We start from the raw sequence: 1,170 nt of genomic DNA on the forward strand, positions 1-1,170 counted from the left end.
GAATACGCTTCGCTATCAATTATTTGAACAAATAACTAACGAAATAACTGAATTTGTAGAAATTAGGGATATTCTAAACTATGAACAACCTAATAAATATTTGGTGACTGACACAGATTATTCTTCTGATAACTCTTTAATTCCTGTTCTTACGGCAAATAAAGCTTTTATATTAGGATATATTAATGAAAACTTTGGTATTTATGATAAAGGGGAATGCATCATATTTGATGATTTCACAATGGATACAAAGTTTGTTGATTTTCAATTTAAAGTAAAATCTTCTGCCATTAAAATTTTAACTGCTAAAGCTGATGTTAATCTGAAATTTATATTTGAATATTTATCCTTTTTAGGTTTATCTTCTAATGAGCATAAACGGCATTACATTTCTGAGATTGAGCCAATGCAAATCTCATTGCCAGAGTATTACAAACAAAGCCAAGTTTCTAATATATTATCAGGTATTGATGAAAAAATAAAAAATGAATTAGGAGTTCATAAATTATTGATTAAACAAAAACAATATTTGCTGGCGAACTTATTTATATAAAGAGATTGTCTAAAAGGTATATTTTCTGACTTTTTAATTTTTTTAAAAAAGCAATTTCAATATTAATTTTGGAATCAATTGCTGAAAAAAGATTGGATATTTTTTCTTGTTCTTCTATGGAAGGGATTTCAATCTCAATATTTAGTAGTGTTTCTTCATGTATTCGCTTACTACCAGAACCTGTTGCTATATTTTCTAACTGTTTGTAAAAATGTTTTCTACCTAAAAAATTTAAAAGAAATAAGGCATTTATTTTTAAATGATCTATATCCAAAGAAGGTACATCTCCAGATGATAAAAAACCATCAAGCTCATTGGGGATTATACCAAAAGCCCCATTGAATAAATTTTGTTTACCATATATGAATTGTCCTTTTTTTCGTACAAGATAATTTGTAGCTCCTATGGAAAGTGTTTCTGTATTTTCATTTTTCAAAACACCTTGCAAATGAAGTTTTACCGTAATTAGTTTATTCTTGTCAATAAATGTTGGCTTAATTTTGTCGGGAATAGATAGCATCTTTTTTAATTTTTTTGTTTTCCATTCTGAAAAATTATTTCCATTCGTATTTTTGAATCTCAATTGACTTGAAAATATTTTTTTACTAAGCGTATTC

The 1,170-nt window shown here is 26.7% G+C and carries 2 protein-coding genes; one reads left to right on the forward strand and one right to left on the reverse strand.

The genetic code is table 11. The features are described from left to right. Positions 1-553, forward strand: a 553-nt coding sequence (locus OPU68_RS18080; RefSeq protein WP_498475309.1) for a restriction endonuclease subunit S, incomplete at its 5' end; no start/stop codon positions are given. Here OPU68_RS18080 and OPU68_RS18085 read toward each other — a convergent pair. Continuing rightward, positions 546-1,170: restriction endonuclease subunit S (locus OPU68_RS18085; protein ID WP_498475310.1), on the reverse strand; the 625-nt coding region annotated here is incomplete at its 5' end. The two genes, OPU68_RS18080 and OPU68_RS18085, sit on opposite strands and share 8 nt — an antisense overlap.

This window comes from Chryseobacterium sp. TB1-D10 (assembly GCF_059803555.1).